Here is a 25,446-nt window from a genome sequence, read left to right on the forward strand (position 1 = left end):
GGGGCGCCCGGACCGGCGAACTCATCTCAAGCCCTCTACCGGTGATTGCCGGCCCCGTGGCTCGTAGTCGTCAGAGTGAGACGGAGGGTCCGGGATTCGGACTTGGGCGAGGGTGGGTTTGGTTGTGCGGGAACATGGAGGTGGGACGGATGGTTGAAAACCGGAGATCCCGTCCGACATCTTCACGAGGAGCCGACACGTGTCACTGCCACCGCTGGTCGAACCGGCCGACGAGCTGACCATCGACGAGGTGCGCCGGTATTCGCGGCACCTGATCATCCCCGAGGTCGGGATGGCCGGACAGAAGCGGCTGAAGAACTCCAAGGTGCTGGTCATCGGCGCCGGCGGCCTGGGCAGCCCGGCGCTGCTCTACCTGGCCGCGGCCGGCGTCGGCACCCTCGGCATCGTCGAGTTCGACACCGTCGACGAGTCGAACCTGCAGCGCCAGATCATCCACGGCCAGTCCGACGTCGGCAAGTCCAAGGCCCAGTCGGCCAAGGAGTCGATTCTCGAGACCAACCCGAACACGAACGTCGTCCTGCACGAGACCCGGCTGGACAACGACAACGTCTTCGAGATCTTCGAGCAGTACGACCTGATCGTCGACGGCACCGACAACTTCGCCACCCGGTACCTGGTGAACGACGCCGCGGTGCTGCTCGGCAAGCCGTACGTCTGGGGTTCGATCTTCCGCTTCGACGGCCAGATCAGCGTGTTCTGGGCCGAGCACGGCCCGTGCTACCGCTGCCTGTACCCGGAGCCGCCGCCCCCCGGCATGGTTCCCTCCTGCGCGGAAGGCGGCGTACTCGGCGTGCTCTGCGCGTCCGTCGGCGCGGCCCAGGTCACCGAGGCGATCAAGCTGCTCACCGGTATCGGCGACCCGTCGCTCGGCCGGCTGAACATCTACGAGGCGCTCGACCTGAACTGGCGTTCGCTGAAGGTCCGCAAGGACCCGAACTGCGCCATCTGCGGTGAGAACCCGACCGTCACCGAGCTGATCGACTACGAGAGCTTCTGCGGCGCCCTGACCGAGGAGGCGGCCGACGCGGCCGTCGGCTCGACCATCTCGGTGAAGCAGCTGAGCGAGTGGATCAAGCTCAAGGACAACGGCGAGAAGGACTTCGTCCTGATCGACGTCCGCGAGCCGAACGAGTACGAGATCAACAAGATCCCGGGCTCGGTGCTGATCCCGAAGGCGGACTTCCAGACCGGTGTGGCGCTGGAGAAGCTGCCGCAGGACAAGCAGTTGGTGTTCCACTGCAAGTCCGGCGTCCGGTCCGCCGAGGTGCTCGCGATCGCGAAGGGCGCCGGCTTCTCCGACGCCGTCCACGTCGGTGGCGGAGTGGTTGCCTGGGTCGACCAGATCGACCCGAGCCAGCCGTCGTACTAGCCCGAGCCAGCCGTCGTACTAGAACGGCATCCGGCACGAACTGACCGCGTCGACCGCGGCGGCGTCACCTGAGACCACAGGTGCGTCGTCGCGGCCGGACAGCGTGCGCATGTAGCCGACTGCGTCCACGGCGGCGCGGCCGACCGGCTCGTCCCTCCCGAGCCGGTACGTCCCACCACCCTGGCCCGTGAGTTCCAGTACGACGGTCGGCCGGTCACCCCAGAACGGTCCGTCGACCACGTCGTACATCACCTGTCCGACGATCTCCTCGGCGTACGGTCCGGCGTCGAAGGACCGCCCGAGCGCCTGGCACACGTCGTCGCGATGCATCCACAGGTCCCGCGCCAGCAGGATGTCGTGCACATAGCCGAGCGCGAGCCGGTCGTAGCCGGGGATGCCCTCGACCTTGAGCGACGGCCGGCGCAGGAGCTCGGGATAGCGGCTGATCGCCCGGGTCGCCTTCGCCCACACCCGGTCGAACCGGGCCCGCAGGTCGGCCGGCGGCGTACCGCGGTGCTCGTCGGCCTGGACCATCATGTGCGCGTCGAGCCGCGGGACGTCGGGATAGACCCGTTTCGCCTTGAGGTAGCGGCGTGGGAACGTCCACGGCCGCAACACGTCCTCCGCCTGGCCGATCAGGTGCCCGGCGATGTCCGCGACGTCCCATTCGTCGCACACCGTACGGCGCTGCCAGTCGGTCCCCTCGACCGACGCCAGCAGGTCGTGCCACACCTGGATCTCGGCGTCCCGGTGAACCTTGCACCGCGGCCGATCGGCGCGTCCGATCTGCTCCGCGAGTACTGCGCTCATGCTTTCCCCCTGGCTGGTGAATAGTGTTGGTAGAACATCTCGAGGACGGTCGGCAGCAGCCGGATGAAGCGTCCGTCCTCGAACGAGGCGTCCGGCTCGTTCGCGATCTGCTGCGAGATCAGGCCGGCCATCATCGACGTCTGGAGAGCGATCCCCTCCTCGCTCGCCGCGTCCGGGTGCAGGTGCCCGGCGTCGACCGTGGCCTGCAGATGGCCGCGGAGATCCTCGATCGATTCCAGGGCCGGCGCGTAGGCCTCCGGGCTCGGCTCGAAGCCAGGGATCGTGCGCCAGAACATCAGCTGGGCGTACACCTGGTGCTCCAAGCACCAGCGGCAGAACGCGGTCGCCACGATCAGGTTGAGCTCGAGTTGGTCGTCGTGGTCCGCGGTCAGCCGCGCGGACCGGTAGGCGTCGCGCAGCAACTCGTTGCCGCGCTGGTAGAGAGCGTCGTAGATGGCCATCTTGGACGGGAAGTACTGGTAGAGCGACGGCGGCTGCATGCCGAGCCGGCGGGCCACCGCGGACAGGCTGAGCGCCGCGACACCCTCCGCCTCCATCAGTTCGATGGCGACGTCCAGGATCTCTTCGATGGTCGCCTGCCGACGGCGGGTACGGCGGTCCAGACCAGCTGTGCTCATGTGCTGAGGAAAACCTACGACCATTAGGGAAGTCAATACCCCATAGGAATTCCGTTGGTTTGTCCCTGCGGCCGACTACTGTCTTGGCATGTGCAGAAACATCACCGTCCTCCGGGGACTCGAGCCGGCCGCGACCTCTGAGGAGATCTACGCGGCGGCACTGCAGTACGCGCGCAAGGTGTCCGGTGTCGGCTCGCTGAGCTCGACCACCCGTGGTCCGATCGAGCGGGCCGCGACCGAGGTCGCCAAGATCACCCAGCAGTTGCTGGCGGAGATGCCCGAGCGCCGCAACCCACCGCAGACCGTGCCGCCACTGCGCCGGCCCGAGGTGCGCGCGAGACTCGGCCTCGACTAGCTCCACGTTGCGGCTTCGGTGCGTGCTGGCCGGTGCGATCGCGGGGTAGTGTCCCACCTGGGAAACGGTTACCTAGGGAGGCCGGGAATGCGGTTTGCGATCAAGACCAGGCCGGAGCACACCACGTGGCAGCAGCTGCGGGACGTGTGGATCGCCGCGGACGAGTTCGAGATCTTCGAGTCGGCCTGGCACTGGGACCACTTCTACCCGCTGACCGGTGACATGGCGGGCCCGAACCTCGAGGCCTGGACCACGCTCGCCGCACTGGCACAGGCGACGCAGCGGATCCGGATCGGTTGCCAGGTGAACGGCATGATCTACCGGCATCCCGCCGTCACGGCGAACATGGCCGCGACCACCGACATCATCTCCGGCGGCCGGCTCGAACTCGGCCTCGGTGCGGGCTGGAACGAGATGGAGACCACGGCGTACGGCATCGAGCTCTACGGGTTGAAGGAGCGCTTCGACCGGTTCGACGAGGGCATGCAGGCGATCGTCGCGCTGCTCACCGAGAAGGTCGCGAACTTCGACGGCAAGTACGTGAAGCTCACCGACGCGTACTGCGAGCCGAAGGCCGTGCAGACCCCGCACCCGCCGATCGCCATCGGTGGCAAGGGCCCGAAGCGCACCCTGCGCGCGGTCGCCCGCTGGGCCCAGCACTGGAACGTCATCGTCGCGAACCCGGAGGAGTGGAAGCCCCTCAAGGACATCCTCGTCAAGCACTGCGAGGACGTCGGTCGCGACGTCGACGAAATCACCTGCTCGGTCAATGTCCGGATCGATCCTGACGAGCCTCTCGACAGCGCGGTCGCGGCCGCGGCGGCGTACGGCGAAGCGGGCGTCGACATGGTCGTCCTGAACCTCCCGCTGGACGCGCCGCCGTCCGTCCTCGAGCCGCTCGCGAAGGCGGTCGCCCCGCTGGCCTGAACTGTCCGCTCTGCCCGCTAGGTTGGGCTTCGTGGACAGGGAGGAGTACGTCGAGGCGGTGTTGCGGGCAGTGGAGTCGATTCCGCCCGGCAGCGTTGCGACGTACGGGGACATCGCGGAGTACGTCGGGCAGGGTGGACCTCGGCAGGTCGGGGCGATCATGCGGGAGTACGGCGGGACTGTGCCGTGGTGGCGGGTGATTCGTGCGTCCGGCGTGCCCGCTGATGAGGTCGGCGACGAGCAATTGCACAACCTGCGCTCCGACGGCGTCCGGGTGACCAACGGCCGGGTGAACCTGCGCGACGTTCGCTGGGATCCCGAGCACTAGATGCCGGCGGCGCGACTGCTCCGCCCCGAGCCTTCGCGCCGCCGGTGTCTTGTTGATGCCGGGGGTGCGCGGAAAGTTGGCGCGTCCGCTTTCCGGCTATTCGACGAGTGCTCGGGGTGGGCGTGAGGATTTGTCGGTGGGGTCTGCTGGGATGGTGCGATGGTCAGCAGACAGGGGTCCCGGTATCGGTTGATCCGGGCCGCGGGCCGCAGTGCTGAAGCCCCTGTTCTGGATGCTGATCAGCAGGCGGTCGTGGACCACCCCAGCGGACCTCTGCTGGTGCTGGCCGGCCCGGGGACCGGGAAGACGACAACTCTCGTCGAGGCCGTCGTCGACCGGGTCCGCAATCGCGGCCTGAGGCCGGACGAAGTGCTCGTGCTCACGTTCGGCCGCAAGGCCGCGACCGAGCTGAGAGACCGGATCACCGGACGGCTCGGGCGGACCACACGAGTCATGCCGTCGATGACGTTCCATTCCTTCTGCTACGCGTTGCTGCGACGCTTCACCCCGGCCGACGCGTTCGACGTACCACTGCGGCTTCCTTCCGGCCCGGAGCAGTCGCTGCGGCTGACCGAGGCGCTGTCCGGCAGTCGTGAGGTCGGTGCGGTGCGGTGGCCGAGCAGCCTGCATCCGGCGCTGAAGACCCGCGGGTTCACCGACGAGGTGCAGGCCGTGATCGGCAAGGCACGGCAGCTCGGACTCGACCCGGAGGACCTGTCCGCGATCGGCCAGTCGGCGGAGCGGGCCGAGTGGGTCGCGGTCGGCGACTTCTTCGAGGAGTACCTGCAGATCCTCGACCACGAGCAGGTGCTGGACTACTCCGAGCTCATCCACCGCGCGGTGATCCTGGCCCAGCAGCCGCAGGTCCAGGCCAAGCTCCGCACCGAGTTCAAGGCCGTCTTCGTCGACGAGTATCAGGACACCGACCCCGGCCAGACCAAGCTGCTCCAGGCGATCGCCGGCGACGGCCGCGACCTGGTCGTTGTCGGCGACCCGGATCAGTCCATCTACACCTTCCGCGGCACCGACGTTCGCGGTCTGCTGCGCTTCACGGACGAGTTCCGTACGGCGGACGGCGCTGAGGCGGCCCAGATCGCGCTCGGCACGACGCGCCGGTTCGGTACGACGCTGCAGCGCGTGTCTCGCAATGTCGTCAGCCGGCTCGGTGTTCCGGGGACCCTGGACCGCGACACGTTCGACCGCTTCCGGAACCCGGATGCGAGCGCCTGTGTCTACGGTGCCGGCAAAGTCGAAGCAAACCTGTACTCGACCAGCGGCGCCGAGCTCGAGCACATCGCCGACCTGCTGCGGCGGGCGCATGTCCAGGACGGCGTCGGCTGGCACGAGATGGCGGTGCTGGTCCGGTCCGGCAGTCGGTCGATCCCGCCGTTGCGTCGCGCGCTCGCAGCCGCGGGGATCCCGGTCGACGTGGCCGGTGACGAGCTCCCGTTGTCCCGGGAGCCCGCCGTACGTCCGATGCTGTTGGCGTTGCGTGCGGTCGCGGACCCGTCGACGTTGACGGTCGACGTCGTACGGGCGTTGGCGTTGTCGCCGTTGGGCGCGATGGATGCGGGGCAGTTGCGGCGGCTGGCGCGGGTGTTGCGGCGGCGGGACCGGGAGGCCGCGGGCGGCCAGCGGTTGCCGCAGTCGTCGGACGAGCTGCTGCGCGAGGCCCTGATGAACCCGCTGCTCCTCGACCAGGAGGCGTCGCCGGCCGAGGCCCGGTTCGTCGCGCTGGGGGAGAGGTTGCTCAAGGCAAGAAACATCGTGGCCGCCGGCGCCGCGCCGGACGAGGTGATGTGGTCGCTGTGGTCGGAGTCGCCGTGGTTGCGGCGGCTGCGCGGTCAGGCGAACTCAGGTGGGGAGCCGGCGCGCGCGGCGAACCGGGATCTGGATTCCCTGTGTGCCTTGTTCGACGCGGCGAGCCGGGCCGAGGAGCAGGTCGGGTTCAAGGGCGTGTCGGCGTTCCTGTCGGAGCTCGAATCCCTGGACATCGCGGGCGACAACCGATTCGACGCGACGTACCGCGAGGCCGGCGTGCAGCTGATGACGGCGCACCGGTCGAAGGGTCTGCAGTGGCGGCTCGTCGTGGTCGCGAGTGTGCAGGAAGGACAGTGGCCGGATCTGCGGCGGCGCGGTTCCTTGCTGGAGCCGGATCGGCTCGGCCCTGATGGGCTCATCGATCCGTTGTCGGCCGGTGCGTTGCTCGCCGAGGAGAGACGGTTGTTCTACGTCGCGATCACGCGGGCCCGGGAGCGGTTGATCGTGACGGCGGTCCAGGCGCCCGAGGCGGACGGGGACCAGCCCTCCAGATTTCTTGCCGAGCTCGACATTCCTTTGAAACTGGTCGCGGGGCGGCCGCGGCGGCCGCTGTCGCTGCACGGTCTGGTCGCCGATCTGCGCTGCGTGCTGTCGGATCCCTCCTCGTCGCCGGCGCTGCAGCGGGTCGCGGCGGATCGGCTGGCGTTGCTGGCCGACGCCGTGGACGAACGGGAGTACTCGTTGGTGCCCACGGCTGATCCGTCCCGGTGGTGGGGAGTGCGGGAGCGGACCCGGTCAGAGCGGCCGATCGCGGATCCGGATCTGCCGGTGCCGTTGTCCGGGAGTGCGCTGACCACGATCGTGGACTGTCCGCTGCGGTGGTTCCTGCAGCGGCGTGCGGGTGGAGAGACGCCCAGTACGTCGGCGATCGGGTTCGGCATGGTGTTGCACACGCTGGCGGATGCGGTCGCGACCGGGACACTGCCGCCTTCGGTGGACGAGCTGACCGGCTGGCTCGACAAAGTGTGGACGCAGCTCGACTTCGAGTCGACCTGGATCTCGGACCGGGAGCGGGTCGAGGCGGAGGACGCGCTGCGGCGGTTCGTCGCCTGGCACCAGGGGCGGCCGGATCGGACGCTGGTGGGCACCGAGGTGGACTTCGACGTACTGCTGCCGGACACGGACAAGCCGGCGGTGCGGGTGAAGGGGCGGATGGACCGGATCGAACAGGACGGTGAGGGGACGATCCGGGTGGTCGACCTGAAGACCGGCCGTTCGATGCCGACCAAGCCGGCGCTGGCGCGGCATGTGCAGCTCGCGATCTACCAGCGCGCGATCGCGTCCCGTCAGCTGAAGGATCTCGGCGAGGACCCGGTCGCGGGCGGCGCTGAGCTCGTCCAGCTCCGCCACGACGACAGCGGCTTCCCGAAGGTGCAGCACCAGGGTCCGCTCGAGGCCGGCGACGACGGCAAGACCTGGCTCGACGAGGCGGTCGAAGACGCCGAGGCGATGGTCCGCTCCGAAGAATTCATTGCCAAACGCAACGACGGTTGCAGCCGCTGCGAGGCCCGCCCGCTCTGCCCCATCCAACCCGAAGGCCGAGAGATCGTCTGATGCGCGCATGTCCCGACTCTTCTGACCCCGCCTGCTCCGACGAGCGGGCCTGCTGATGCGTGCTCATCTGAACTCGACGGCTGAGTTGTGTGAGCTGCTGGGGATTCCGTTCAGTGATCAGCAGTTGGCGGCTATCACGGCGCCGTTGGCGCCTGGGGTGATCGTGGCGGGCGCCGGGTCCGGGAAGACGACGGCGATGGCGGCTCGCGTGGTGTGGTTGATCTGCACCGGTCAGGTGCTGCCGGAGGAAGTGCTCGGGCTGACGTTCACGAAGAAGGCGGCGAACGAGCTCGACGTGAAGATCCGCGACGACCTGACCAAGGCCGGCGTGCTCGGATCGACCCTGCCGAAGGACCAGCCCCCGATCCTCGCCGCCCACCTCCGCAGCAACATCCCGAACTGGGAGCCCGAGGAGCCTGGCGAGCCGGTCGTCTCGACCTACCACGCCTTCGCGGGCACGCTGATCGCCGAGCACGGACTCCGTCTCGGTCTCGAGCCCGATGCCCGGGTCCTCGCCGACGCGACCCGGTTCCAGCTCGCGGGCCGCGTCGTACGACGATCTGCCGGGCCGATCCGGTTCGCCTCGCACCACGTGCCCACGCTCGTCAACAGTTTGCTCGCGCTCGACGGTGAACTCGCAGACCACCTGCTCCGGCCGGACGACGTACGCGAGCATGACGAGGCGGTACGACAGGAGGTCGCGGCGGCGCGGAAGCAGACGGTCGAGGTCCGCAAGCTCGCGGAGACCGCGCTGAAGCGTGGCGAGATCCTGCAGTTGGTCGAGGAGTACCAGGCCTACAAGGCTGAGCGCGGCGTGGTCGACTTCGCCGATCAGATGGCGCTCGGCGCGCGGCTGGCCGAGGAGTGCCCGGAGGTCGCGGTCGCCGAGCGCTCGCGGTACAAGGTCGTCCTGCTCGACGAGTACCAGGACACCTCGGTCTCGCAGCGCCGGATGCTGACCGCGTTGTTCGCCGGCCCGGATGTCGAGCACGGTCGTGGCCACCCTGTCACCGCGGTCGGCGACCCGTGCCAGGCGATCTACGGCTGGCGTGGCGCGTCCGTCGCCAACCTGGATGAGTTCCCCGAGCACTTCCCGAACGCGGACGGCACGCCCGCCCGGCGGTACGTGCTGAGCGTCAACCGCCGCTGCGGCAGCCGCATCCTGGCCGCCGCGAACCAGCACGCCACCGAGCTGTACGAACAGCACCCCGGCGTGATCCCGCTCGAAGCCCCGGAGAACGCACCCGAGGGCGCGATCACCGTCGGCCTGTTCGAGACGCGCTCGCAGGAGATCGAGTGGGTCGCCGACGCGATCGTCGCCGCGCACCACACTCCGAACCGCCGATGGAAGGACATCGGCATCCTGATGCGGACGAACGTCGACCTCAGCGCGGTGCATGAAGCGCTGATCGCACGCAAGGTCCCGGTCGAGGTCGTCGGCCTCGGTGGACTTCTCGCGCTGCCCGAGGTCGTCGACGTCGTGGCCACGCTGCAGGCGGTCAACGACCTGACCGCGAACGCCGCGATGCTCCGCATCCTGACGGGTCCGCGCTACCGGATCGGACACCGCGACCTCGCCCTGCTGGCGAATCGCTCGCGCGCCCTCGCCGACACCGGCGACCGCCCGGACGCCGACGACCTGCTCGCCGCACTCGACGCGGCCGTCGCCGGGATGGACTCGACCGAAGTGATCTCGCTGGCCGAGGCCGTCGACGATCCAGGTCCGGATGCTTGGGGGTACTCGCCGGAGGCGATGGTCCGCTTCAAGGAACTCTCCATCGAGTTGCGCGAGCTGCGCGCCCACGCCGGGGAGCCGCTGCTCGACCTGGTACGACGCGTGATCAGCACCATCGGCCTTGACGTCGAGCTGACTGCGACCCCCGACCACGTCGACTCGGGCCGTCGCGACCATCTCGCCGCGTTCTTGGATGCCGTCGGCAACTTCGTGTCGACCGAGTCGGACGGGTCGCTGGACGGCCTGCTGGCCTATCTCGCCGCCGAGGAGGAGTACGCCGCGGGCCTGGACCTCGCCGTACCGAGTGAGGCGGACTCGGTGAAGCTGCTCACCACGCACCGGTCGAAGGGCCTGGAGTGGCCGATCGTGTTCGTGCCGACGCTGGTGCAGAAGGTGTTCCCGTCGGACCGTGGCCGGGACAAGTGGACGACGAACGCGAAGGTGCTGCCGTGGCCGCTGCGCGGTGACGCCGACACGTTGCCCGACATCCACGACCTGTCCAACGCCGGTCTGAAGGCGTTCACCGACGAATGCAAGGGCGTGAACGCGCTGGAGGAGCGGCGTCTCGGGTACGTCGCTTTCACGCGTGCGAAGGAGATCCTGGTCGCCACCGGGCATTGGTGGGGCCCGACGCAGAAGCGTCCGCGCGGCCCGTCGTCGTACCTCGAGACTCTGAAGAAGCATGCCGGCGAGCGGGTCGTCGCGTGGGCGGAGCAACCGGAGCTGACGGAGGAGAACCCGGAGCTCGCCGAGCAGACGCAGGCGCCGTGGCCGACGCCGTACGACACGGAGTCGTACCAGCGCCGCCTGGATGCGGTGGAGTTGGTGCAGCGTTCGCGTGCAAAAGGACCGTCGATCGAGGCGGAGGAGTCGCTGCTGCTGGACGAGCAGGCGACGGTCGCACGCTGGGACTCCGAGATCGAGCGATTGTTGTCAGAGGCAAGGGAGAGCCGGAGCCGGAAGGCGTACGACGTCGAGCTGCCGGCCGCGCTGTCGGCGACCCAGGTGATGCGGCTGGCGAAGGACCCGGACGGTCTGGCGTCGGAGCTGGCCCGGCCGATGCCGCGCAAACCCAACCGGGCGGCGCGTTTCGGCACTCGCTTCCACGCCTGGGTGGAGAGCTACTTCGGGCAGCAACTTCTCCTTGACCCCGACGACCTGCCCGGCGCTGCGGACGAGGACATCGTCGACGACACCGATCTCACCGAACTGATGGACGCGTTCCGCATCGGGCCGTACGGCGAGACCACACCGTACGAGATCGAGGCGCCGTTCGCACTGGCTATCGGCGGCCGGGTCGTCCGCGGCCGCATCGACGCCGTTTACCAGGTCGTCCGCCCGGACGGGTCCCGCGGCTACGACGTCATCGACTGGAAGACCACCCGCAACGAGTCCGCCGACCCGCTCCAACTCGCCATCTACCGAGTCGCCTGGTCCGAACTCATGAACATCCCCCTCGACCAGGTCACCGCCGCCTTCTACTACGTCCGCCAAGCCGACATAGTCCGCCCCGAAAACCTCCCCACCAAACAACAACTGATCAACCTCCTGAACGGCTAACGAACCAACTCGCCAGGCACGATGCGCACCGTGAACGGCACCGTCGCCTCGAACACCTCGTCACCGACGACCGTTCTCTCGGCGTACTCACCGTCCACCAACTCCCGGACCGTCAGCGAGGGCTTGGCCGGGTCGAACATCCAGTACGACGGCACCTTCGACAGCTCGTACAGAGCTTGCCTGAAGCCCGTGTCCAGCGCTTGAGTGCTGCGCGCCAGAATCGCCACCGCGAGCAACGGTCGCTCGATCCGCCTGTCACCGACGTCTTCGCGACGACACACGACGACGTCCGGAAGCAACGACAGCCCGGCGGCAGGTTCGAACCGGACCGGCGCAGGGAGGACTCGCAGTTGCTCAGGGCAAACGCACCGCAGAGTGCATGCCAGCTCGAGCAGCACAGCCTGATGAGACGGCGACGGCGGACGACGCGCCACCAGCGCGCCGTCGACCAGCTCACAGCGGACAACGTCCTCGGGAACCTCGGCGAGGTCGGACGGAGTGAATGCACCCGGCTGCGAGGGACGTAGGGCATTCACGACATCGATGTCTCTCATGCGAGCACACTGACGACGGGATCCCGGTTGTGTAAGGGCAGATGAGTATCTGCCCCGGAATGCCCTGTCATCCCAGGAGTTGGGCTGGGGTCAGGGTGATGGGGAAGGGGTCGGTGGTGTGGAAGGTTTCTTCGGATTGGAGGACTGTTTGGCAGGTGTAGCCGGTGGGGGTGAGGGTGAGGATGGTGAGTTCTTGGTGGGTGGGGTCCAGGAGCCAGTACGACGGGATGTGGTGGGTCTCGTAGAGGGCGCGTTTGAGGACGACGTCAGTGGTTCGGGTGGAGGGGGAGACGACCTCGACGGCCAGGAGTGGTGGATGTACGCCGGTGTAGCCGCGGGGGCAGACGATGAGGTCGGGGCGGAGGGTGGTGGTCGGGGTGGGGCGGAAGGCGAGCGAGCCGACGGCGACCATCAGGTCGGGCGGACAACACGTCTTGAGGTGGACCATCAGGCCCACGACGGCGGCGTGGTGTGCGGGCGGTTGGGCGCCGGTTGTCAGCAGGCGCCCAGCGATTATCTCGTAGCGCCTCCCGTCGCGAGGCGTCTCGGCTAGCTGTTGGCTGATCACCCCACCAGCGTGACGGATTCCGCCGTACCGCCGCGGGAGTTATCCACAGTTCAGCTGACCGGGTTGTCCAGAGGGCCGGCGAACTGGAGGGAGCCGGCGACGTCGGTGAGGTTGACCATCTGCTGGTTGTTGCGGAGTTGGAGGCGGTTCAGGCAGGACAGGGCGAAGGTCGGGGCGAAGATGTCGTACTTCGCGAAGGCCGCCGCCAACTCGGGGGTCGCGGCCTGGTAGTCGCGGATGGAGTCGCCGACGACGGACCAGAATTCGGCGGGCGTCAGCAGACCTTCGCGGTCCAGCAGCGGGGACAGGAAGCGGAAGATGCAGTCGAAGATGTCGGTGAAGATCGACAGAAGCTTCTCGTCGTCGGGGACCGCGGCGCGGACACGTTCGGCCTCGGCCGGCAGCGGGGTCGCCGGGTCCATCACCGCGATCTCCTCGGCGATGTCCTTCATGATGACCCGGATCGGCACCGCGTCCCGCAGTACCAGGATCAGGTTCTCGCCGTGCGGCATGAACACCAGTTCGTACGCGTAGAAGCTGTGCACGAGCGGGATCAGGTAGGCGTCGACGTACGCCCGCAGCCAGTCCGCCGGCGCCAGCCCAGACGCGCGGATCAGAGCCGCCGCCAGCGACGAACCATGCCGGTCGACGTGCAGCAGGCTCGCCATCGTGGCCAGCCGTTCGCCCGATTCCAGCGCCGGCACCGGACTCTCCCGCCACAACGCCGAAAGCATCTTCCGGTACGGCGACGTCCTCTGTGTCGCGGCCTCGTAGTACCGGTTGTGATACCCGGCCGCCGCGATCTCCCGCAGTACCGAGAAGCCGTACCGCTTCAGGACAAGGTCGTTCTCGACCAGGTCGAACACCCAGTCGTTGATCGCCGGCGTCGCGGCCATGTACGTCGGGGACAGCCCGCGCATGAAGCCCATGTTCAGTACCGACAACGCCGTCTTCACGTAGTGCCGCGATGGCTGCGACCGGTTGAAGAACGTCCGGATCGACTGCTGTGGCTGGTATTCGTCGGCACTCGACCCGACCAGGATGATGTGCCGCTGCGCGATGTCGGCGGCGAACGTGATCGACGTCTTGTTCTCCCATTGCCACGGATGCACCGGCAGGTAGACATAGTCTGCCGGCGCACACCCCGCAGCCACGATCCGCTGGGCAAACGACAGCAGTACGTCGTCTCCCAGTTCGTCCCGCAGCAGGTCGTCGTACGTGATGGAACTGCTGTGCGAGACGGTGGCCCGATCCTTGCGTACGGCGATCCACGTGAGCCGCACCGCCGCCCCCGTCTCCGGTGCGAACGCGAGGTAGTCGGTCACGCCGAACCCGAGCCGCCCATTGTTCGCGACGAAGCACGGGTGCCCCTCGGTCATCGCGGCCTCGATCGTCTGGAAGTCAGCGGTGACCAGGTCGGCCGCGGTCAGATCCGGCTTGGACAGCTTGTACGCCGCACTCGCCAGCGTGCTGCTGATCTCCTCGAGATACACCGGCAACATGTCGGCGCCGATCCCGAGCCGCTCGTGGAACTCCGTGATGAACACCAGCGCATCGATCGGGCCGCCGTCATGACGCGTGATGCTCGCGGCGTCGATCTCCCAATGGTTCAAGGGATACAGCTGTGCCGAGAACTCATACGCGCCGACCGCGTAACCGTTGTCCGCGGCAACGGGTTCGAGGATCCGCTCGTGGATGAACTCCGCCAGAGCTTTACGCACCAGCGCACGGTTGACGGCGGCCCAGAACTCAGGGTTCAGGTGATCGGTCATGTCAGCCCGCCTCGTTCATGCGGGTCGCCTCGGCGTACTGGTCGCGGGTGCAGAAGCTCAGCCAGGCCTGCTTGTCCGGCAGGTCCACGATGCTGTGCTTGCGGAATCCCATCCGCTCGTTGAGCGCCTGGATCTTGGTGTTGCGGACGTCCGGTTCGACCACGATCCGGTCCACCAGGGGGTCACTGAACAGGCTGTCCAGGATCGTCTCGAAGACGACGCCCGTGAAGCCCGGGATGCGTGCGACCGGCGGTGCGACCAGCACGTGCATGCCGATGTCGCCCGGCGCCACGTCGTACATTCCGCCAACAGCGTCGTACGACGGCTCGTAGCGCTCCATCAGGAACGCGGGCCGGCCGTCGTGCTCGCCGAGGAACGCGCGGTGGTGGCCGGACTGTTCGATCCGGAGGTACTCCGCGTGCACGTCCGCACGGGACGCGGTCAGCAGACCCCAGTAGCGGGCGTAGGGCTGGATGACCCAGCCGTGCAGGGTGGTGACGTCCTCGGTCAGGTCGAACGGCCGGAGGCTGAGGGTGCCGATGCCGGCGACGAAGCGCCGGTACGTCGGCTCGGGCAGTGCTCTGGTCATGGCGGATCTGCTTTCGAGGTGGGCGAACCTGCTTAGCTAAGGCTTACCTTACTTGATAGCTGACCGTGCATCGAAGCCGGCCCGTATCCTGGCGGCGCCCGTAGCCGTCCAGACTGGTATGACCATGACTGACGCACTCGACCTGCCCGAGCTCCGAGCCGCGCGGCAGGCGCGGAGAGACTTCCTCGACCGGCTGGAGCCGCTGCGCTCCGACCTGTACGCCTACTGCCGCCGCCTGACCGGCAACGCCTTCGACGCCGAGGACCTGGTCCAGGAGTCGCTCGCCCGAGCGTTCACCCAGGCTGCGCAGGCGCACAGCCCGATCGCGAACCCGCGGGCCTGGCTGTTTCGCGTGGCGACCAACGCGTACGTCGACAGCTACCGCCGGCAGAAGCCGGTCCTGGTGGACGCCGTGGAGCAGGTCGCACCGACTACAGCGGATCCCGCTGAGGTCCGGGACGCCTGGGCTGAGCTCGTGACGCTGCTGCCGCCACAGGAGCGGGCGGCACTCGCGCTGAAGGACCTGTTCGGCTTCACGCTCGCCGAGGTGGCCGACGTACTGCGGACGTCCGTGGGCGCGGTCAAGGCCGCGCTGCACCGTGGACGCGGCCGACTGGACTCACCGGAGCGGGAGCAGTCCCTCAAGGTGCGTGAGGCGCCGGACCGCCGCCTGCTCGACGCTGTCGCCGCAGCGTTCAACGCGTACGACGTACCCCGGCTGACTGCTTTGCTCCTGGCCGACGCGCACAGCGAGATCATGGGCGTCCTCACCGAGTACGGCGCCGACCAGATGCGCGACGGGTCCATCGAGCACACGCTCGACCTGTCCAAGCCGTACCGCTACACCGCGGAGGTCAGGGACCTGTGGGGCGAGACCGTGGTGGTGATCCGCATCGTCCGCGACGGCAGCACCGCGGTGAACGACCTGATGCGTGTCAGCACCGAGGACGGCAAGGTGCGCTCGATCCACTGGTACTACTTCTCGCCCGACTTCCTGACCGAGCTCGCCGCGGAGCTGGGCGAGCCGGTGGTGCTCAACGGCCACCACTACTGAAGTCGGATACCGCGAGTAACCCGCGCGGCGGATGCGGATGGCCGATCGGCCTGCCTACGTTGGAGGCATGTTGATTGCCGAGGATCTCTTGTTGCTGCTGTACGACGACGAGACCGGGAAGCCGATCGCCGGGTCACCGGGTCTGGACTACTCGCTGGCGGGCGCGGTCCTGATCGAACTGACGCTGCTCGGGAAGATCGACATCACCACCGCGGGCGACGGGGTGAAGCCCGGTCGCCTCAAAGTGCTCGACCCGCGTCCGACCGGTGACGCGATCCTGGACGAGCGGCTCGCCTTCATCGCCGACAAGCCTGGCAAGCGGCCGAAGGACCAGATCGGCCGGCTGTCGAAGAAGCTGCGGGATCAGTTGCTGATGCAGCTCGCAGGGCGCGGCGTGTTGCAGGCGGACGAGGGCAAGGTGCTCGGTCTGTTCCCGGTCACGCGCTGGCCGGCCAAGGACGCGCGGCACGAGGCTGAGGTGCGGGCGGCTCTGGACAGCGCCTTGAAGGTGGGTACGACTCCGAATGAGCGCACCGGTGCCCTGATCGCCTTGCTGAGCGCGCTGAACGTCGTACCGAAGGTCGTCACCGATGCGGTGGACAAGAAGGCGCTGAAGGAGCGGGCGAAGCAGTTGGCCGACTCGGACTGGGCCGCGGACGCGGTGAAGAAGGCGGTCACCGAGATGCAGGCCGCGGTCACCGCCGCGATCATCGTCGCCTCGACCGCGGCGACCGCCAGCTAGCCGACCTCGGCCGCGAGGCGGGCCTTGATGTCGGGCTTGAGGACCTTGCCGACCTTGGATCGCGGCAGGTCGGGCCAGACGAGGATCTCTTTCGGGGCCTTGACACTCCCGATGCGTCGCTTGGCGAAGGCAATCAGTTCGCCGGGGTCGATCGTGGTGCCGGACTGGAGTTGGACTACAGCCACGACCCGCTCGCCCCACTTGTCGTCCGGGCGGCCGATCACGGCGCAGTCCTGGACGGCGGGGTGCGCCATCAACGCCTGTTCGACCTCGGTCGAGTACACGTTGAAGCCGCCGGTGATGATCATGTCCTTGGCCCGGTCGACGATGTAGAGGTAGTTGTCCTCGTCCAGGTAGCCGATGTCGCCGGTGTGGTGCCAGCCGTACTGCGACGCTGCCGCGGTCGCCTCGGGATTGCGGTAGTACCCCTTCATCACCAGCGAGCCGCGAACCACGATCTCACCGCGTTCGCCGCTCGGGACCAGCGTCCCGTCCGGGGCCATGATCGCGGTGGTCACCAGCGGCGACGGCTGCCCGGCCGACGACAGCCGGGATCGCGCGATGTTGCCGTCGGCATCGAAGTGCGCGGACGGCGGCATGACCGAGATCATCATCGGCGCCTCGGTCTGGCCGAACAGCTGCGCCATTACCGGGCCGATCCGCCACAGAGCTTCCTCGAGTCGCGCCACCGACATCGGCGCGGCGCCGTACCAGAAGCAGCGCAGCGACGAGAGGTCCGTGCTGTCGAGCTCCGCCGCGGCGAGCACCATGTAGATCAGCGTCGGCGGCAGGAACGTGTGGGTGACGCGATGCTGCTGGATCAGCCGGAGGAAGGCGTGGACGTCGGGCGTGCGCATGATGACGATCTCGCCGCCGGAAGCCAGGACGGGGAAGCACAGTACGCCGGCCGCGTGGGTCAACGGCGCCAGTGCGAGGTACACGGGCCGGTCGCCGAACGGATAACCCATCAGGGTCAGCGCCGTCATCGTCTCGAGGTTGCCGTTGCTCAGCATCACCCCCTTCGGCCGACCTGTGGTCCCACCGGTACCGACGATCAACGCCAGATCGTCGGGACCGGTGAGATCAGGTGCCGGCTGGGACACGCCCCCGCAGAACGCGTCCCAGCCGACGGTTCGGCTCCGGCCGATGAGGTGGGGATCTTGGCCGGAGCCTGGATCCTGGTCCACGCAGACGAAGGTACGGATCTTCGGCAGCGCGTCCCGGATCCGATCCACCAGCGGCGCGAACGCGGCCTGGTAGATCAGCACTTCACAGTCGAACTGGTCGAGCAACTCGCGGTTCTCCGCCGCTTCGTTGCGCGGGTTGATCGGGCACCAGACGGCGCCGGCGCGGCTGATCCCGAACACGCAGCTGAACGCGATCGGATCGTTCGCCGCCAGGATCGCCACCTTGCCGCCCGGCTCGACACCACTCGCCGCGAGGCCGGCCGCGATCCGGTAGGACAGCTGCTGGACCGCGGCGTACGAGAGTGTCTCGCCGTCCGTGGTCAGGCAGGGTGCGTCCGGACCGAGCGAGGCGCCCTTGTCGAGGTAGTCGACCAGTCGCACTGCAATCCTCCCTAGTGTCCTGGGCCCTAGCGCAGCACCGTGAGCTGTGGCTCGGACACCAGCCCGAAGCTGCGCAGTACGCCGAGCAGCTCGCGGTGACCGAACGCCTGGCAACCACTGGCGAACCCGACCCGCTTCGGCGGCATCTGCAGCAGCGAGTACGCCGCATACGCCTGCAACAGACCGGTCTGCTGGTAGTTGCTGTTGCCGTGGATGACACAGTGCGCCCGGCCGAGCGGACCGGAGGCGTGCACGGAGTCCAGCGTCTTGTTCACCCGCGGGTTCTCCCGGGGCGGCATCTGGTTCATCACCTGGCGCGCGGTCTCGCCCAGCGCGGCGCTGCGCTCGTCCGGAGCCATGTCCTTGGTGGCTTCGAGGGCGCCGGCGACGATCTGCGGTACGCCGTTCATCAGTGCGACGTTGAAGACACCGCCCTGCGCCTTGCAGTTGGCGACCCGCGGATCGCGCTTGAACCAGACAGGGTGCGACATACCACCCCAAGGCAGTGACAGCGCCAGCTCGTGCTGCCCTGGCACCACCAGAGGTACGACGCCCTGCTCGGGGAACTCGACGTACTCGTTCCGCTCCAGGTAGTGCGGTTTGGACGTAGCTGCGTTGACCAGGATGCTGCGGGTGGACGCGATCGTCGGACTGCCGCCCCAGAACACCGCGACGTCCAGGGTGTCCAGGCCCGGCTCCTCGAGGCACAACTGCGCGGCGATCTCGCTGGTGGTGTACATCTGCGCGATCCCGGGAGCCAGCACCAGACCGGCGTCGGCGAACCGGCGGCCGTAGGTCTCGTCGCAGGTCATCAGCCAGTTCTGCTCACCGGTGGTGTCGGTGTAGTGCGCACCGGCCGCGAGAGCCGCTTCAACCGCTGCCGGTCCGAGCTCACTGAACGGTCCGACCGTGTTGAGCACCACGGAGGCGCCCTTGAACAGGTCGGTCAGTGCGGTGACGTCGTGCTCGACCACGGCGATCTCGTAGTCGGCGGTCTCGATGCCGGCGACGTGGGAGTCCATCGACTTCTTGAGCTTGCCCTCGTCGCGGCCCGCGGCCACGAAGGGGACGTGGTACTGGCGCAGGTACTCACACACCAGCCGGCCGGTGTAGCCGGAGGCGCCGTACACGACGACGGGCTTGCTGGTCATGGTCACATCCCCATTCCGCCGTCGACGGGCAGGCCGATGCCGGTGATGAAGCGCGACTCGTCCGAGGCAAGGAAGACGACGGCGTCGGCGATATCGGCGACCTCACCGAGCCGGCCGGCCGGGGTCAGGCCGATCACTGCTGCCACCGCGGCCTCAGGCGACTCGAACAGTCCGAGCTCGGCGCAGTCGTTGGCCAGGCCCGCGCCCATCGCTGTCGGAACCAGACCGGGGTAGATGCAGTTGACTCGAACGCCGTACCCGAGCTTGCCGGACTCCATCGCGGCCACCCGGGTGAGCCGGTCGACCGCGGACTTGGTCGCGGAGTAGACCGCGATGCCGGGGAAAGCGATAGTGGCGGCGACCGAGGCGACGTTGATGATCGCGCCGCCGTTACCGGCCAGGCCTTCCGGCCGCATCGTCCGCAGGCCCCACTTGATCCCGAGCGTGGTGCCGAGCACGTTCACGTCGAGCATCTTGCGGATCTGCTCCGCGGTCACCTCGGTGAGCAGGCTGGTGATCTCGATCCCCGCGTTGTTCACCAGGATGTCCAGGCCACCGAGGATGTCGTTGGCCGCGACGACCGCGTTCTCCCAGTCGCCCTCGTCGGTGATGTCGTGTGCGACGAAGCCGTGGCCGCCGCCGTACTCGCTGTCGAGCGCGTCGGCGACGGACTCGCCGAGGTCCTTCTGGAGATCGCTGATCACGACCTTGGCGCCGGCCGCCGCAAGGGCCTTCGCCATCCCTTCGCCGAGCCCCTGGGCCCCGCCGGTCACGAGGGCCTTGCGGCCGGAGAGATCGAGTCCGCCCATCTCAAGCTCCTTTGCTCGAAGCGCACCATGGTCGGTTCACACTCTGGCCAGCCTTTTGACAGTCGTCAAGACTTTGTTTGACACTTGTCAAGAAATCTCCCCGCCACGGGACGCGCCTGGCCCGTGGCGGGGTACTCTGACGCCGACGATCCCGGCTGCGGAAGGGAGTGGCGATGAGTGTGACGGCGGATGCCGCGGAGCCGGCCCGGCCAGCCCGCGTGTCCGGGATCGACAAGGTCGAGCGGCGCCGGATCGCGCTGGCGGAGTCGGCGCTGAAGACGCTCGGCGAGCTCGGGTACGCCCGGACCAGCCTGCGCGAGATCGCGAACAACTCCGAGTTCACGCACGGCGTCGTGCACTACTACTTCCGGGACAAGATCGACCTGATCAGCTACTGCGTGCGGTACTACAAGACCAAGTGCGCACAGCGGTACGACGAGGTCGTGGAGACAGCGGAGTCGGCGGATGAGCTGGCGGTCGGCTTCCTCGGCAAGATGACGCAGACGCTGGTCGAAGAGACCGCGATGCACCGGCTCTGGTACGACCTGCGTGCCCAGAGCATGTTCGAGGAGCAGCTGCGCGCGGACGTCACCGCGATCGACGAGCTGCTGGAGCAGATGATCTGGCGCATCCTCACCCGCTACGCCGATCTGGGCGGTGGCTCGCCGACCGTCGACTCACCCACTGCATACGCGCTCGTCGACGGCCTCTTCGAGCAGGCAGTGGTCGGCTACGCCGCGGACCCGGACAAGGTCCCGGAGCTGCTGGCCGACCGCGTCCGTCAGGTCCTGCCGAAGCTGATCGCGGCGTAGCCGGTCCCTACTCTGCTTGGCAGTTCGACTTGCAGAGCTTGTCGGTGAGGGTGAGGTGTGCACCGGGCTCTTCGGTGTCGACCTCGACCGAGTACTCCACCAGCCAGTCGCCGACGGTCAGCTGGGCGGTGGTCTTGCCTTCCTGCTGCCCGAACCAGTCCACGATCTTCTGACCCTGGTTGACGTGGGCGATCTCGAGCGCCTTTGGCAGGACCTTGGCGATCTCGGCCGACGCGACGTCCGCCGGTCCGGCGGAGTGCAGTGACACCACTGGCGGGCGTGGGTGGCTACCCGAGAGCACCCAGACCGACGCGGGTCCCGACGTACAGATGCTGTAGGCACCGTCGCTGCTGCACTTGTAGCCGGCGTCGGACAGGCCTGCGACGACCGCGGTCGCCTTGATGGGCGCCATCACGGTCGCTGCCGCTGTCGCTGTCGGCGTCGTACTGGTTGTGCCACTCGCCTCGGGCTTGTCTGCCTCTGGTGTTGTGCTGGAGGTGCCGGACGAGCAGGCGGTCAGCAGGAGCAGGGCGGCCAGGGCGGTGGCGACCCGGTTCAGACCGGCACCTCGATCGCCGCGTCGAGGGCGATCGTGATCATCTCGGAGAACGTCGTCTGCCGCTCCTCGGCGGTCGTCTCCTCCTTGGTGATCAGGTGGTCCGACACCGTCATGATGCCGAGCGCCCGGCGGCCGAACTTCGCCGCCAGCGTGTAGAGCGCGGCAGCCTCCATCTCGATACCCAGTACGCCGTACTCCGCGGTCCGCGCCACCAGATCGGGGCGGTCGTTGTAGAACAGGTCGCCGGAGAACACCTGACCGACGTGCACGTTCAGGCCGGCCGCCTCGGCCGCGTCCACCGCGGCGCGGAGCAGCTTGTAGTCCGCGGTCGGTGCGTACTCGATGCCGTGGAAGCGCAGCCGGTTCATCTGAGAGTCGGTGCTCGCGGACATCGCCACGATGACGTCCCGGACCCGGACGGCCTCGGTCAGCGCACCGCAGGTCCCGACCCGGATCAGGGTCTGGACGTCGTACTCCGCGAACAGCTCGTTGGCGTAGATGGCCGCGGACGGCTGGCCCATGCCGGAGCCCTGCACAGAGACGCGCTCACCCTTGTAGGTGCCGGTGAACCCGAACATGTTCCGGATCTCGGTGTAGCAGGTCACGTCGGACAGGTAGGTCTCCGCGATCCACTTGGCCCGCAGTGGGTCGCCGGGGAACAGCACCCGCGGCGCGATCTGCCCCTTCTCGGCGGCGATGTGAATACTCATGCGAGGGATGCTCTCACGGTGCCGGGATATGTTGAGTCACGTGGCCTACTCCATCGCTCCTGGTTCCCTAGCCCTGTCCCGGTCCGTGCTGGACCGTGCGGCCGATCGCAGACGAGACGCCGACTGGCTGGACAAGGCCTGGGCCGCTCCGGACACGCAGGTGGCGGTGGTGATCGGCGACAAGATGCTGGTGAACCCCGAACGGACCGAACTGCGGTTGCTCGCTCCCGCCGAGGCGCCGGAGGGCACCCGTGTCTTCCTGGGCATCGACCGCGAGTCGGGTGCCGGTCAGACCGCCGACGGCCGCGCTGTGTTCGCGGTCCTGGCCGAGGGCCAGCCGGACGAGTCGTACGCCGGTCTGCGCGAGATGGGCGTGGTCCTGGACAACCGTGAGGCCGGCATCGCGGTGCACGTGATCGGTCTGGCCAACTGGCACGCCGTCCACACGCACTGCGCGAACTGCGGTGAGCACACGGTCGTGGTCGAGGCCGGCCACGTGCGGGACTGCCCCGCGTGCGGCGCGCACCACTTCCCGCGGAGCGATCCGGCGATCATCGTGCTGGTCACCGACGACCAGGACCGCGCACTCCTCGGCCGCAACGCCGCCTGGCCCGAGGGCCGGTACTCGACGCTGGCCGGCTTCGTCGAGCCAGGCGAGTCGCTGGAGGCCGCCGTACGGCGTGAGGTCCTCGAGGAGACCGGAGTGGTGGTGGGGGCCGAGATCGAGTACGCCGGCAGTCAGCCATGGCCGCTGCCGTCCAGCCTGATGCTCGGGTTCTACGCGAAGGCGGCGAGCACCGACATCGAGGTGGACGACGACGAGATCGCTGAGGCCAAGTGGTTCACCAGGGAGGACCTGCGTGCACTGGTCGAAGCCGGCACGATGGCCCTCCCCGGCAGCATCTCCATCTCCCGCCGCCTGATCGAGGGCTGGTACGGAGACGACCTCACCGGTAGTTGGTGATCACCGGCCAGCGTCGGAGCGGGTCGCGGCGACACGGATGAGGATTCCTTCCCAGCGCTCGACCGTGCCGTCGGACTCCAGTTGGTTGACTGTCTGGTCCACTGCGCGAACGTAGGCGGCGTGGTTCGGCCAGTCGGCTGACGCGTCGGGTAGCTCGTCGGTCAGGGTGCAGCCGTAGCGGACGTTGCGGTTGATCACGTAGCTGTTGACGTTCCCGGTCCACACGGTGGTCCGGAGGTCCGACTGGGGACACGGGTCGGCCGGCGGGGTGTAGGAAGCCAGATTGGTCGGGTTGGTCCAGCCGTCCGGGCGCAGCAACGTGTAGTAGGTGCCGTCCGTTGTCTGCGTGAGCCGGTTGAGGCCGTGGTCGCGCAGTACGGTCGCCTCGCCGTTGAGGCTGTCGACGACGAACAGGCGGCCGCCGGTCACGCCGTACAGGTAGCCGTCGCGCCAGGACAGTGCTCCGTCGTTGGCGCCGGCCCTGCCGGTGAACACCGGGATGGTCCGCAGTACCTGGCCTGTGGTGGGGTTGGCGACGAACACAGTGCCGTCCGCCAGGCCCCACAGGTTGCCGTCCGGTCCGATGCTGAGTTCGTTGATGCTGGCTGCGCCGGGCACGGGGACGACGTCTGTGCTGACGGAGCCGGTCGCCGGATCGACCTTGACCAGGTGGGCCTCGGTCGCACGCGGCTCGGTGCCCTGGCCACCTTCGATGCCGGAGCCCGCCCAGAGGGTTGTTCCCATCGGCAGGATCGAGGCGATCGTCTGGTCCACCACCACATTGCGGTACACCGTGAACCCACCGGTCGGTACGTCGTACACCGTGATGGCTCCGCCGTACTCGCCGTACCCGGGAGTGGTGCCGACGTACACATGGTCGCCGGACGGGACCACCGCGAGGGGCCTGTTCTGGTGGTGGCTGTCGACCAGACTGAACAGCTCACGGGGGTTCGTCGGGCTCTCCGGTGCATGCGGATCCCAGAGCGACAGGCGGCCGTACGGGTAGATGCCGACGTACATCTTGCCGGTGGTGTCCCACCCCCAGCCTTCGACCTGGCCCAGTCGCGTGGTGACCGTGGACTTGCCGGTTGGTGGGTCGTAGACCGACGTCGACCCGTTCAGGTACGCGTTGACGAAAACCTGGCCGTCGGACGGGTCCGAGAGCGCGTGCATGAGTGGCACCGGGACGTACTGGAACGGTGAGCTCCACTGCGCGAGCGTCCCGGCCAGCGGGTCGTACCGGAACGTCCCACCGGAGTAGTTGCCGGCCAGACCGTAGAGCACCGGTACGCCGTCCTCGGTGACCCAGCCGTAGCCGATCGAAGCGCCACGGGTCAGCCGGACCGTTGGCGACACCGGGCCGATCGTGTTGGTGTCGAGGTCGTAGTGGGTGAGGGCGAGCGTGCTGGTGGTGAAGTACACGCCACCTGGACCGGCCGCGGACACACCGCGGGCGGCGATCGCGTAGTCCATGACCTGACTGCCGGTCTCGGAGTCGGTGAACTTGAGCTGCTCACCTGTGACCGCGTCGACCACGATCAGTCGGCTGCTGGCGTTGGCGAAGACCCGACCACCTGCGTAGTCGAGGTCGATGAAGTCCTTGGCCGGCAGACCCGGTGGGGTGATGTCCTCGACCGCACTGGTCGCCAGGTCGATGCGGAGCAGTCTCGCGTTAGGAGTGGAGATGCCCACGAACAGCGCGTTGTGGTCCGGGTCGTACACCGTCGACCGTGCGTACTGCTGCACCGGGTCGAGTGAGCCGTAGTCGGTGACCTGTCCGGTACTGCCGTCGTACTTGAAGGCGTGTGCGGTCGGGTAGGTGCCCGCGTACACGTTGCCGTTCTGGTCGGCGGTGAGGCCGTAGATCTGTGACTCGCCGGGGATCGGCTGGCCGAGGTCGCTGACCGTGCCGTCGGCGGGGTCGTAGCGATAGAGGTGCGCGTTCGGGTACGTACCGACGTACACGCGACCGTCCGCAGCCACCACGATCGCCCACGCGCCGGCGGCCCCGTTGAGCGACACGGTGTTGAGCAGCTGGCGGGAGTGCAGGTCGACGACGTTGAGGAGTGCGTTCTCACCGGCGGGTACGGCGTACACGACGTCGCGGCCGTCCGGTGTGCGGCCGATGGCACCCTCCATGATCGTGAGGGAGCTGATCGGTGCGCCGAGATCCTGGATGGCGTCGGCGGCCTTGCTGGTCCGGTTGCGGTCGGGGGTGAGCGGGCCGTTCTCGGAGGGGAAGAGATCAGGCGGTGACCGGTGGGGGTCCGGACCGGCAGTGGCGGCCGGGCCACCGGTGGCGAGCAGTCCCAGCACGACAGCCAGGACCAGTGCGATGCGGAAGAGGGCATGGCGGAATGAACTGCGCGGGATCATGGGCGGGCTCCCTGCGACGTGGTTCCCGCGACGGTATAACGGTCATGACCGTAAAGTCCATAACTCGCGCACTATGACTCGCGGCGCCGACCCCTTGAGG

At 68.1% G+C, this 25,446-nt stretch carries 22 protein-coding genes; 10 read left to right on the top strand and 12 right to left on the bottom strand.

The window, feature by feature from the left end; translation table 11 throughout:
- The first annotated feature begins 199 nt into the window (after window positions 1-199).
- Window positions 200-1,390: an adenylyltransferase/sulfurtransferase MoeZ gene (gene moeZ, locus AB0I34_RS42745; protein ID WP_131516340.1), complete on the top strand. Its 1,191-nt coding sequence runs from the start codon at window positions 200-202 to the stop codon at window positions 1,388-1,390.
- Window positions 1,391-1,408: 18 nt separating this feature from the next.
- Here moeZ and AB0I34_RS42750 read toward each other — a convergent pair whose 3' ends face one another.
- Both AB0I34_RS42750 and AB0I34_RS42755 read right to left on the bottom strand, forming a co-directional pair.
- Window positions 1,409-2,200, bottom strand: a complete 792-nt coding sequence (locus AB0I34_RS42750) for a maleylpyruvate isomerase family mycothiol-dependent enzyme (RefSeq protein WP_360457989.1) — start codon at window positions 2,198-2,200, stop codon at window positions 1,409-1,411.
- Entirely contained in the window at window positions 2,197-2,838 is a 642-nt protein-coding gene (locus tag AB0I34_RS42755; RefSeq protein WP_360457992.1) for a TetR/AcrR family transcriptional regulator, read from the bottom strand. Before AB0I34_RS42755 ends, AB0I34_RS42750 begins: the two co-directional genes overlap by 4 nt.
- Window positions 2,839-2,926: 88 nt before the next feature.
- Here AB0I34_RS42755 and AB0I34_RS42760 point away from each other — a divergent pair, with 88 nt between their 5' ends.
- The 5 genes from AB0I34_RS42760 (at window position 2,927) to AB0I34_RS42780 (ending at window position 11,118) form a co-directional block, all read left to right on the top strand.
- Window positions 2,927-3,193, top strand: coding sequence for a DUF2277 domain-containing protein (locus tag AB0I34_RS42760; RefSeq protein WP_131516337.1), 267 nt, complete (start codon window positions 2,927-2,929; stop codon window positions 3,191-3,193).
- An 87-nt stretch (window positions 3,194-3,280) separates the two neighbouring features.
- Window positions 3,281-4,120 (top strand): TIGR03560 family F420-dependent LLM class oxidoreductase, encoded by an 840-nt coding sequence (locus AB0I34_RS42765; protein WP_360457995.1) that lies wholly within the window; start codon window positions 3,281-3,283, stop codon window positions 4,118-4,120.
- A 31-nt stretch (window positions 4,121-4,151) separates the two neighbouring features.
- On the top strand, window positions 4,152-4,448 hold the full coding sequence (locus AB0I34_RS42770) for an MGMT family protein (RefSeq protein WP_360457998.1): 297 nt from the start codon (window positions 4,152-4,154) through the stop codon (window positions 4,446-4,448).
- A gap of 159 nt (window positions 4,449-4,607) precedes the next feature.
- Window positions 4,608-7,823, top strand: coding sequence for an ATP-dependent DNA helicase (locus AB0I34_RS42775; RefSeq protein WP_360458001.1), 3,216 nt, complete (start codon window positions 4,608-4,610; stop codon window positions 7,821-7,823).
- A 55-nt stretch (window positions 7,824-7,878) separates the two neighbouring features.
- Window positions 7,879-11,118, top strand: coding sequence for an ATP-dependent DNA helicase (locus tag AB0I34_RS42780; protein WP_360458003.1), 3,240 nt, complete (start codon window positions 7,879-7,881; stop codon window positions 11,116-11,118).
- Here the strand turns inward: AB0I34_RS42780 and AB0I34_RS42785 are convergent.
- The 4 genes from AB0I34_RS42785 to AB0I34_RS42800 all read right to left on the bottom strand — a co-directional run bounded on the left by AB0I34_RS42785 (window position 11,115) and on the right by AB0I34_RS42800 (window position 14,601).
- Window positions 11,115-11,672 (bottom strand): Uma2 family endonuclease, encoded by a 558-nt coding sequence (locus AB0I34_RS42785; RefSeq protein ID WP_360458006.1) that lies wholly within the window; start codon window positions 11,670-11,672, stop codon window positions 11,115-11,117. The genes AB0I34_RS42780 and AB0I34_RS42785 overlap by 4 nt on opposite strands.
- A 67-nt stretch (window positions 11,673-11,739) precedes the next feature.
- The gene (locus tag AB0I34_RS42790) at window positions 11,740-12,240 is read right to left on the bottom strand and encodes a Uma2 family endonuclease (protein ID WP_360458008.1); all 501 of its coding nucleotides are present in this window, start codon (window positions 12,238-12,240) and stop codon (window positions 11,740-11,742) included.
- Between the two features lie 50 nt (window positions 12,241-12,290).
- On the bottom strand, window positions 12,291-14,012 hold the full coding sequence (locus tag AB0I34_RS42795; protein ID WP_360458011.1) for an IucA/IucC family siderophore biosynthesis protein: 1,722 nt from the start codon (window positions 14,010-14,012) through the stop codon (window positions 12,291-12,293).
- A gap of 1 nt (window position 14,013) precedes the next feature.
- Window positions 14,014-14,601 (bottom strand): GNAT family N-acetyltransferase, encoded by a 588-nt coding sequence (locus tag AB0I34_RS42800; protein WP_360458014.1) that lies wholly within the window; start codon window positions 14,599-14,601, stop codon window positions 14,014-14,016.
- A gap of 124 nt (window positions 14,602-14,725) precedes the next feature.
- Here AB0I34_RS42800 and AB0I34_RS42805 point away from each other — a divergent pair, with 124 nt between their 5' ends.
- Window positions 14,726-15,655 carry a sigma-70 family RNA polymerase sigma factor gene (locus tag AB0I34_RS42805; RefSeq protein WP_360458017.1) on the top strand — a complete coding sequence of 310 codons (930 nt, stop codon included), beginning with the start codon at window positions 14,726-14,728 and terminating at the stop codon, window positions 15,653-15,655.
- A gap of 67 nt (window positions 15,656-15,722) precedes the next feature.
- Window positions 15,723-16,397, top strand: a complete 675-nt coding sequence (locus tag AB0I34_RS42810; protein ID WP_360458020.1) for a GPP34 family phosphoprotein — start codon at window positions 15,723-15,725, stop codon at window positions 16,395-16,397.
- On the opposite strand, the gene AB0I34_RS42815 is transcribed toward AB0I34_RS42810, so the two are convergent.
- The 3 genes from AB0I34_RS42815 to AB0I34_RS42825 are packed head-to-tail and all read right to left on the bottom strand — an operon-like array spanning window position 16,394 to window position 19,925.
- A complete protein-coding gene (locus tag AB0I34_RS42815; protein WP_360458023.1) occupies window positions 16,394-17,965 on the bottom strand; it encodes a long-chain fatty acid--CoA ligase in 1,572 nt (523 codons plus the stop codon). The two genes, AB0I34_RS42810 and AB0I34_RS42815, sit on opposite strands and share 4 nt — an antisense overlap.
- A 26-nt stretch (window positions 17,966-17,991) precedes the next feature.
- A complete protein-coding gene (locus tag AB0I34_RS42820) occupies window positions 17,992-19,116 on the bottom strand; it encodes a DUF5938 domain-containing protein (RefSeq protein WP_360458026.1) in 1,125 nt (374 codons plus the stop codon).
- 2 nt (window positions 19,117-19,118) lie between these two features.
- Complete coding sequence (locus AB0I34_RS42825; RefSeq protein WP_360458029.1) at window positions 19,119-19,925, bottom strand: SDR family oxidoreductase; 807 nt, start codon at window positions 19,923-19,925, stop codon at window positions 19,119-19,121.
- Window positions 19,926-20,098: 173 nt separating this feature from the next.
- Here AB0I34_RS42825 and AB0I34_RS42830 point away from each other — a divergent pair, with 173 nt between their 5' ends.
- Complete coding sequence (locus AB0I34_RS42830) at window positions 20,099-20,737, top strand: TetR/AcrR family transcriptional regulator (protein WP_360458032.1); 639 nt, start codon at window positions 20,099-20,101, stop codon at window positions 20,735-20,737.
- A 7-nt stretch (window positions 20,738-20,744) separates the two neighbouring features.
- Here AB0I34_RS42830 and AB0I34_RS42835 read toward each other — a convergent pair whose 3' ends face one another.
- Window positions 20,745-21,149 carry a hypothetical protein gene (locus AB0I34_RS42835; protein WP_360458034.1) on the bottom strand — a complete coding sequence of 135 codons (405 nt, stop codon included), beginning with the start codon at window positions 21,147-21,149 and terminating at the stop codon, window positions 20,745-20,747.
- Between the two features lie 143 nt (window positions 21,150-21,292).
- Window positions 21,293-22,006, bottom strand: a complete 714-nt coding sequence (gene deoD / locus AB0I34_RS42840; RefSeq protein WP_360458037.1) for a purine-nucleoside phosphorylase — start codon at window positions 22,004-22,006, stop codon at window positions 21,293-21,295.
- Between the two features lie 40 nt (window positions 22,007-22,046).
- Between deoD and nudC the strand changes: the two genes are divergently transcribed.
- Window positions 22,047-22,970 (top strand): NAD(+) diphosphatase, encoded by a 924-nt coding sequence (nudC, locus tag AB0I34_RS42845; protein WP_360458040.1) that lies wholly within the window; start codon window positions 22,047-22,049, stop codon window positions 22,968-22,970.
- Here the strand turns inward: nudC and AB0I34_RS42850 are convergent, their stop codons facing one another.
- Window positions 22,971-25,346 carry a PQQ-binding-like beta-propeller repeat protein gene (locus AB0I34_RS42850; protein ID WP_360458043.1) on the bottom strand — a complete coding sequence of 792 codons (2,376 nt, stop codon included), beginning with the start codon at window positions 25,344-25,346 and terminating at the stop codon, window positions 22,971-22,973.
- Window positions 25,347-25,446: the final 100 nt, after the last annotated feature.

Origin of the sequence: Kribbella sp. NPDC050281, assembly GCF_040655855.1 — a bacterium.
In the GTDB taxonomy this organism is placed as follows: Bacteria; Actinomycetota; Actinomycetes; order Propionibacteriales; family Kribbellaceae; genus Kribbella.